At 65.9% G+C, this 7,417-nt stretch carries 8 protein-coding genes; all 8 read left to right on the plus strand.

What is annotated here, in order from left to right; translation table 11 throughout:
- The first annotated feature begins 50 nt into the window (after positions 1 to 50).
- On the plus strand, positions 51 to 497 hold the full coding sequence (tolR, locus tag B1C78_RS06480) for a protein TolR (protein WP_077278340.1): 447 nt from the start codon (positions 51 to 53) through the stop codon (positions 495 to 497).
- Positions 498 to 504: 7 nt separating this feature from the next.
- Entirely contained in the window at positions 505 to 1,506 is a 1,002-nt protein-coding gene (tolA, locus tag B1C78_RS06485) for a cell envelope integrity protein TolA (protein ID WP_077278341.1), read from the plus strand.
- Between the two features lie 20 nt (positions 1,507 to 1,526).
- On the plus strand, positions 1,527 to 2,834 hold the full coding sequence (gene tolB, locus B1C78_RS06490; RefSeq protein WP_077278342.1) for a Tol-Pal system beta propeller repeat protein TolB: 1,308 nt from the start codon (positions 1,527 to 1,529) through the stop codon (positions 2,832 to 2,834).
- 81 nt (positions 2,835 to 2,915) lie between these two features.
- On the plus strand, positions 2,916 to 3,470 hold the full coding sequence (gene pal, locus B1C78_RS06495) for a peptidoglycan-associated lipoprotein Pal (protein ID WP_077278343.1): 555 nt from the start codon (positions 2,916 to 2,918) through the stop codon (positions 3,468 to 3,470).
- Positions 3,470 to 4,261 (plus strand): tol-pal system protein YbgF, encoded by a 792-nt coding sequence (ybgF, locus tag B1C78_RS06500; protein WP_077278344.1) that lies wholly within the window; start codon positions 3,470 to 3,472, stop codon positions 4,259 to 4,261. The genes pal and ybgF overlap by 1 nt, the downstream gene beginning before the upstream one ends.
- A gap of 192 nt (positions 4,262 to 4,453) precedes the next feature.
- Positions 4,454 to 5,116: a 7-carboxy-7-deazaguanine synthase QueE gene (gene queE, locus B1C78_RS06505; RefSeq protein WP_077278345.1), complete on the plus strand. Its 663-nt coding sequence runs from the start codon at positions 4,454 to 4,456 to the stop codon at positions 5,114 to 5,116.
- 46 nt (positions 5,117 to 5,162) lie between these two features.
- Complete coding sequence (queC, locus tag B1C78_RS06510) at positions 5,163 to 5,837, plus strand: 7-cyano-7-deazaguanine synthase QueC (RefSeq protein ID WP_077278349.1); 675 nt, start codon at positions 5,163 to 5,165, stop codon at positions 5,835 to 5,837.
- 189 nt (positions 5,838 to 6,026) lie between these two features.
- The gene (locus tag B1C78_RS06515; protein ID WP_077278346.1) at positions 6,027 to 7,295 is read left to right on the plus strand and encodes a YeeE/YedE family protein; all 1,269 of its coding nucleotides are present in this window, start codon (positions 6,027 to 6,029) and stop codon (positions 7,293 to 7,295) included.
- Positions 7,296 to 7,417 lie beyond the last annotated feature (122 nt).

A 7,417-nucleotide genomic window follows, 5' to 3' on the forward strand; every position in this document is an offset into this window, starting at 1 on the left:
CGCTCTCCTTTGCTGCTCACTACGGACACCTAAGTCCGAGAGGCTGCTAGATGGCCCTGGCGAAGGACAAGGCACAACGCCGGCGGCCCATGTCGCAGATCAACGTCGTGCCGTTCATCGACGTGATGCTGGTGCTGCTCATCATCTTCATGGTCACCGCGCCGCTGCTGCAGCAGGGGGTGGAGGTGGATCTGCCCGAGGCGCATGCAGAGGCCCTGGAACGTGACCAGGACCAGGGCGAGCCGGTGGTGGTGACGGTGGCCCGTGACGGACAGGTGACGCTCAACCAGGGCCCGCGGGTCAACGAGCCCCTGGACCGGGATGCCCTGAGTGATATCGTGGCCGGGCTGCTCTCCGAGCGGCCGGGCGTGCAGGTGTACGTGCGCGGTGATCGGCACGTGGATTACGGACGGGTGGTGGACGCCATGGTGACCGTGCAGACCGCCGGAGTGGCGCGCGTCGGGCTGATCACCGATCCCGCGGAGCCCGACCGGTAAGCGGACCATGTGGCAGACCTTAAAAGAGCATCCGCGCATCCTGACCGTGGTGTCCGTGGCGCACGTGCTGCTGCTGGTGGCCATGCTGGCCGGTTTTGAGTTCACGCCGCGCAGCCAGGCGGCGGCACTGGAATTCACGGTGCAGCCTGCCGAGGATTTCCAGGTGATCGAGGCGGTGGCCGTGGATGGCCGCACCTTCGACCGCATCGAGACGGAACAGCGTGAGGCAGAGCGTCGGCAGCTCGAAGAGGAACGCCGGCGCGCCGAGGAGGCGGAACGGCGTCGTCAGGAGGAGGCCCGCCGCCAGGCAGAGGCCGAGGCGGAGCGCAGGCGCCAGGACGAGGCGCGTCGTCAGGCAGAGGCGGATGCCGAACGCCGGCGCCAGGAAGAGGCCCGCCGCCAGGAAGAGGCCAGACGGCAGGCCCAGGCCGAGGCGGAACGCGAGCGCCAGGAGGAGGAAGCACGCCGCCGCGCGGAAGCGGAAGCCGAACGCAAGCGCCAGGAAGAGGAGGCCCGCCGCCGGGCCGAAGCCGAGGCCGAGCAGAGGCGCCGGGAGGAAGAGGCCCGGCGTGCTGAGGCGGAACGTCAGCGCCGCCTGGAAGAGGAACGCAAGGCGGAAGAGGAACGCCGGCTGGCGGCCCTGCGGGCCGAGGAGCAGCGCCTGCGCGAGGAAGCACAGCGCCGGGCCCAGGAAGAGGAGGCACGGCGTCAGGCGGCGCGCCAGGCGCGGCTCGACAGCCAGCGGCCCCAGTACATCGCCGCCATCCGCAGTGCGGTGGAGCGCAACTGGCTGCGGCCCACGGGTTTTCAGTCCGGGCAGATGGCGGTGGTCTACGTGCGCCAGACCCCCGGCGGCTACATCCAGGAGGTGCGCATCGAACGCTGCACCGGCGATGCCGCCTTCTGTCGCTCCGTGGAAGCCGCGGTGCGCAAGGCGGAGCCGTTGCCGGACCCGCCGGACCCGGAACTGTTTGCGCGCGAACTGCGCTTCACCTTTGAACCGACATGACCCTGGTACCCGGATATCCCATGAGACTGAATATTGCCCTGCGCGCGCTGCTGCTGTTTTTTGTCCTGCTGCCCATGGGGGCCAAGGCGGCCCTGGAGATCCGCATCACCCAGGGGGTCGAGGGCGCGATGCCCATTGCCGTCGTGCCCTTCGGCTGGCAGGGGAGCGGGACCAGCGCCCCCGAGGACATCGCGTCCATCGTGCAGGCCAACCTGCACCGCAGCGGACAGTTCGCTCCCCTGGAGCGCGGGCGCATGCCCCAGCGCCCGACCACCAGCGGCGACGTGAATTTTCGTGCCTGGCGAGACGCCGGCGTCGAACACGTGGTCATCGGCAACCTTCAGGCCACGGGTCAGGACAGCTACGTCGTGGAGTTCCGGCTGTTCGATGCGGTGAGCGGGCGCCAGAGCACCGGTCATCGCATCCCCATCTCCAGCAGCAACGACCTGCGCCGCGCGGCGCACATGATCAGCGACATCATCTACCAGCAGATCACGGGCGTGCGCGGCGCCTTCAGCACCCGCGTGGCCTACGTCAGCGTGACGCGCGAGAACGACCAGTTGCGCTTCGCGCTGCAGGTGGCCGATGCCGATGGCCACCGGCCGCGCACCATCTTCCGGTCCACTCAGCCGATCCTCTCGCCCGTCTGGTCACCGGACGGCCGGCGTCTGGCCTACGTGTCATTCGAGAACCGACGCTCGGAGGTGTACGTACAGAACGTGGACGGCAGCGGCAGGGAACTGATCGCCAGCCACGAGGGCATCAACAGCGCGCCGGCCTGGTCACCGGACGGCCGGCTCATGGCCCTGACGCTGTCCCGGGACGGGCAGCCCGACATCTATATCCTGAATCTCTCCGACAGGTCGCTGCGCAAGCTCACCGACAGCCGCTCGATCGATACGGAGCCCGAGTGGATGCCGGACGGCCGCAGCATCCTGTTCACCTCGGATCGAAGCGGCAGTCCGCAGATCTACGAGGTGAGCGCCAATGGCGGCCAGGCGCGCCGGCTGAGCTTCGAGGGACGTTACAACGGCAATGCCACGGTGTCCCCGGACGGACGCCTGATCGCCATGGTCAACGGCGAAGGCGGGCGGTTTCGCATCGCTGTGCTGGATCGGAGCAACCGCCTGTTCAGGCTGCTCACGGACGGACGCCTTGACGAAGCGCCCAGTTTCGCCCCCAACGGCAGCATGATCATATACGCCACGGCCGGCGCCCGCGGACAGGGTGAGCTGGCCGCGGTCAGCGCCGACGGACGGGTGCGCCAGAGCCTGGTATTGCAGGAAGGCGAGGTGCGCGAGCCGGCCTGGTCACCCTTTCTGGACTGACGCCGATGTGTTGATATGACGCCAACGACACCATATGTGAACGAACATCTGTGAATTGACTATCCAATGAGGAAGCCTCTTATGAAGTACAGCCTGCAGATCCTGACCATCATCCTGATCGCCTTTGCCCTGGGTGCCTGCGCCCAGGCCACACGCCCCGGTGAGGAAGACCCCGTGGCGGTACCTGATGCACGGGACCCGGCAGCTCGGGTGCCGGATCCCGGCGTGGAGACGATGCCGCTGGATCCGGAAGGTCGACTCATTGCCGCCGCCCTGGACGATCCTGACAGCCCGCTGTCCGAGCGCATCATCTATTTCGAGTTCGACCGCAGCGAGATCAGGTCCGAGTTCGAGGACGTGATCATCGCCCACGGCCAGTTCCTGGCGGACAATCCGGGTATTCGCATACGCGCCGAGGGGCATACCGACGAGCGCGGCACCAGGGAGTACAATCTGGGTTTGGGTGAGCGCCGCGCCCAGTCGGTGCAGCGCATGCTCATGCTGCAGGGCGCGCGGGCCGATCAGATCCAGGTGATCAGTTATGGCGAGGAGGTGCCCGCGGCCTTCGGGCGCGACGAGGAATCCTGGGCCCAGAACCGTCGCGTGGAACTCGTGTATGAGTTGGGAGGCATGTGATGACGTTTCTTTCCCGCGCACGGCTGCTTCTCGTGCCGGCAGTGCTGCTGCCGGCGCTGGCCGTCGCGCAACAGCAACCGCCACCGCCTGATCCCAGGCAGCTGGATGCGCGCATCCAGCGCCTGGAGCGGCTCATGGACAACCAGGCCCTGCTGGACATGATGCGCCGGCTGGATGCGCTGGAGCAGGAGGTCCGGGCCATGCGGGGCGACGCGGAGACCAACCGGCACGAACTGGAAAGCCTGCGCAATCGCCAGCGGGATCTCTACCTGGATGTGGACAGTCGCCTGCAGGCGCTGGAGGAGGGCGGAGTGCAGGTCTCGCCCGGCCCGGCACGTCCCGATGTGCCCATCGTGGCGGAACCGGGTGTGCCGGCAGAGCCTGGCGCACCGGCGGTGCCGGCCGAGGGCGATCAGCAGGCCTACCGGGCCGCCTTCGATCTCCTGCGCGACGGGCGCTACGAACAGTCGGTGTGGGCCTTCCGCAGCTTCCTGGACGATTATCCGGACAGCCCGCTGGCGGCCAACGCGCAATACTGGCTGGGCGAAGCCAAGTACGTGAGCCGTGATTTCGAGAATGCACTGGCCGAGTTCGAGAAAGTCATGGCCGAGTATCCGACCAGCAGCAAGGTGCCCGACGCGATGCTCAAACTGGGTTTCACCCATTACGAACTGAGCCAGTGGCAGGAGGCCCGCGAGGCGCTGGAGCAGGTGGTGGCAGACCACCAGGGCAGCGCCGTGGCCCGTCTGGCCGAGCAGCGCCTGAGGCGCATGAGGGACGAGGGGCGGTGATTCCAAGGATGAAGGTTGAAGGATGAAGGATGAATCAAACCTGAAATCCTGATCGTGTGCCCGCCCCTGGGCCGAACAGCCCGAACGTGGGAACTCGGTCTGGGGGGCGGGCCTTCTACAGAGGTGACGGGGCTGCCGGGACGGCGAGCCTTGTTCATTCTTCATCCATCATCGCTTTCCCGCGCCATAGCCATGACTTCCATACAGACCGACACCGACCGCCTTCGGATCACCGAAATCTTTCTCTCGCTTCAGGGTGAGTCGCGCACCGTGGGGTGGCCCACGGTGTTCGTTCGCCTGACCGGGTGTCCGTTGCGCTGCGGCTACTGCGACACGGCCTATGCGTTCACCGGTGGTGAATGGATGTCCCTGGATGCGGTGATGGAGCGCGTGGACGACTATGGTGTGCGCCATGTGACCGTCACTGGAGGTGAGCCCCTCGCCCAGAAACCCTGTCAGGTTCTGCTCAAGCGCCTGTGCGACCAGGGCTACGAGGTCTCGCTGGAAACCAGCGGCGCCATGGAAGTGGCGGGGGTCGATCCCCGCGTCGTCAAGGTCATGGACATCAAGACGCCGGGCTCAGGGGAGTGCGATCGCAATCTGTTCGAGAACCTTCGCTACCTGACCCTGAGGGACCAGGTGAAGTTCGTCATCTGCGACCGGGCGGATTACGACTGGGCCAAGCAGACCGTAGCGACCCACGACATTGGTGCCCGTTGCGAGATCCTGTTCTCCCCCAGCCACGAGCAATTGCCCGCCCGCGAACTGGCCGACTGGATCGTGGCCGACCGTCTGGACGTACGATTCCAGATCCAGATGCACAAATACGTTTGGGGAAATGAACCGGGAAGGTGAGTGCCCAGCCCTTGTACCTTTACCCTTGTACCTTGTCCCTGCCTTCATGAACAACGCCATCGTCCTTCTCTCCGGCGGCATGGATTCCGCCACCGTGCTGGCCATGGCCCGCGAGCAGGGCTATGTCTGCCATGCGCTGAGCTTTCGTTACGGCCAGCGCCACGGGGTTGAACTGGAGGCGGCCGCCCGGTTGGCGGAGGCGCTCGGCGCGGTCGAGCACCGCATCGTGGATCTCGACCTCTCCCTGTTCGGCGGATCGGCGTTGACCGATGAGCGCATCGAGGTGCCGCGGGAGCCCACCAAGGGTATTCCCGCCACCTATGTGCCGGCGCGCAACACCGTGTTTCTGTCCATCGCACTGGCCTGGGCGGAGGTCCTGCCCGCGCAGCATATCTTCATCGGGGTCAATGCCGTGGACTACTCCGGTTACCCGGACTGTCGGCCGGCCTTCATCGAGGCCTTCCAGCGCCTGGCGAATCTCGCCACGCGGGCCGGCGTGGAGGGCCGGGCGTTCACCATACATGCGCCCCTGCTGGACATGAGCAAGGCGGAGATCATCCGCCGCGGACTGGACCTCGGGGTGGATTTCAGTGCCACGGTGTCGTGCTACGCGGCGGACGAGCAAGGGCGCGCATGCGGCGTGTGCGATGCCTGCCGCTTGCGTGCGGCAGGCTTTGCCCAGGCGGGCGTGGCGGATGCCACCCGCTACCGGGGCGGCTGATTCTCGGGTAACCAGACCCCGATCCGCACTGCTGCACCGAACCATGACAGGGGTCCCCCCGACGGGTATAATCGCGCGCCGGAAGAAAAGTGTTCCGGACAAGACCACAGGAACGCAGGGGGGATCGGGTCCGGACGCCGTCCTATCGGAGCAGTGCTCCCGACTCGCGTTCGTCGCTGGAGGAATAACATGGTTTTCGAAAGTTTCTCGACCGCCGTGGCGGTCGTGCTTGGCGCCACCTTCGTGCTGGCCTTCATCCTGGGCGCCGTCGCCAACAAGACCAACTTCTGCACCATGGGTGCCGTGTCCGACTGGGTCAACATGGGTGACCTTAGCCGCATGCGGGCCTGGGTGCTGGCCATTGCCGTGGCCATGCTGGGCGTGGTGGTGTTCGAGTTCTTCGGCATGGTCAACGCCGATTCCGCCTTCCCCCCCTACCGCATGAGCAATTTCAACTGGGCGGCCCATGCCCTGGGTGGCCTGATGTTCGGCATCGGCATGACCTTCGGCAGCGGCTGCGGCAACAAGACCCTGGTGCGCGTGGGCGGCGGCAATATCAAGTCGGTGATGGTGCTGATCATCATCGCCATCATCGCCTTCTGGATGACCAGCCGTCAGCCGGTGTTCGGCACGGGTCAGACCCTCTACCAGCTGCTGTTCGGTTGGACCAACGCCATCTCCATCAACCTGGCCGCCGGCCAGGACCTGGGTTCCATCGTGGCCGGCGGCGATGCCGCTGTGACCGCCCGCCTGATCATCGGTGTCATTCTCGGTCTTGCCCTGCTGTTCTGGGTGTTCAAGTCGGTGGATTTCCGCAGCAGCCGGGACAACATCCTTGGCGGCATCGTGGTCGGTGCCATGGTGATCGGCGCCTGGTATGTCACCAGCAGTGTCCAGGTGACAGACGGTATGGACAACTACGAGCTGCGCGCCTACGTGCAGGACTGGGACTTCCTGGCCGATGACCCGGACGCCCGTCCGGCCGAAGCCATGCCCTGGTCCAGCCAGTCGTTCACCTTCATCAACCCCATGGGTCAGACCCTGCGTTACGTGATGTCCGGTTTTGACAACGCCGTGTTGTACTTCGGCGTCATTTCCCTGGTCGGCGTGATCCTGGGTTCCTTCTTCTGGGCACTGTTCAGCAAGGCGTTCCGTATCGAGTGGTTTGCGTCGCCTCGGGATTTCGTAAATCACCTCATCGGCGGGATATTGATGGGTTTTGGCGGCGTGCTGGCCATGGGCTGCACCGTGGGCCAGGCCATCACCGGCACCTCGACCCTGGCGCTCGGCGGCTTCCTCACCTTCGCCACCATCGTCCTCGGCGCCGCGCTGACCATGAAGGTCCAGTACTACAAGCTGGTCTACGAAGACGAGGCCACCTTCCCCAAGGCCCTGGTCACCGGTCTGGTGGACCTCAAACTGCTGCCCGGCAGCATGCGCAAGCTGGAGGCGATCTGACGGACCCCCGGGAGACCGCCTTCACCGCGGTCTCCCGGTATCTAGCTGTGTTACCCCAACAGGTTGTTCACAGGTAAAGCGTGGGAGGCTCTCGGGAAGGAGCGAAGCATGTCCTGCGATGC

Origin of the sequence: Thioalkalivibrio denitrificans (assembly GCF_002000365.1) — a bacterium.
Classification (GTDB): Bacteria; Pseudomonadota; Gammaproteobacteria; order Ectothiorhodospirales; family Ectothiorhodospiraceae; genus Thioalkalivibrio_A; species Thioalkalivibrio_A denitrificans.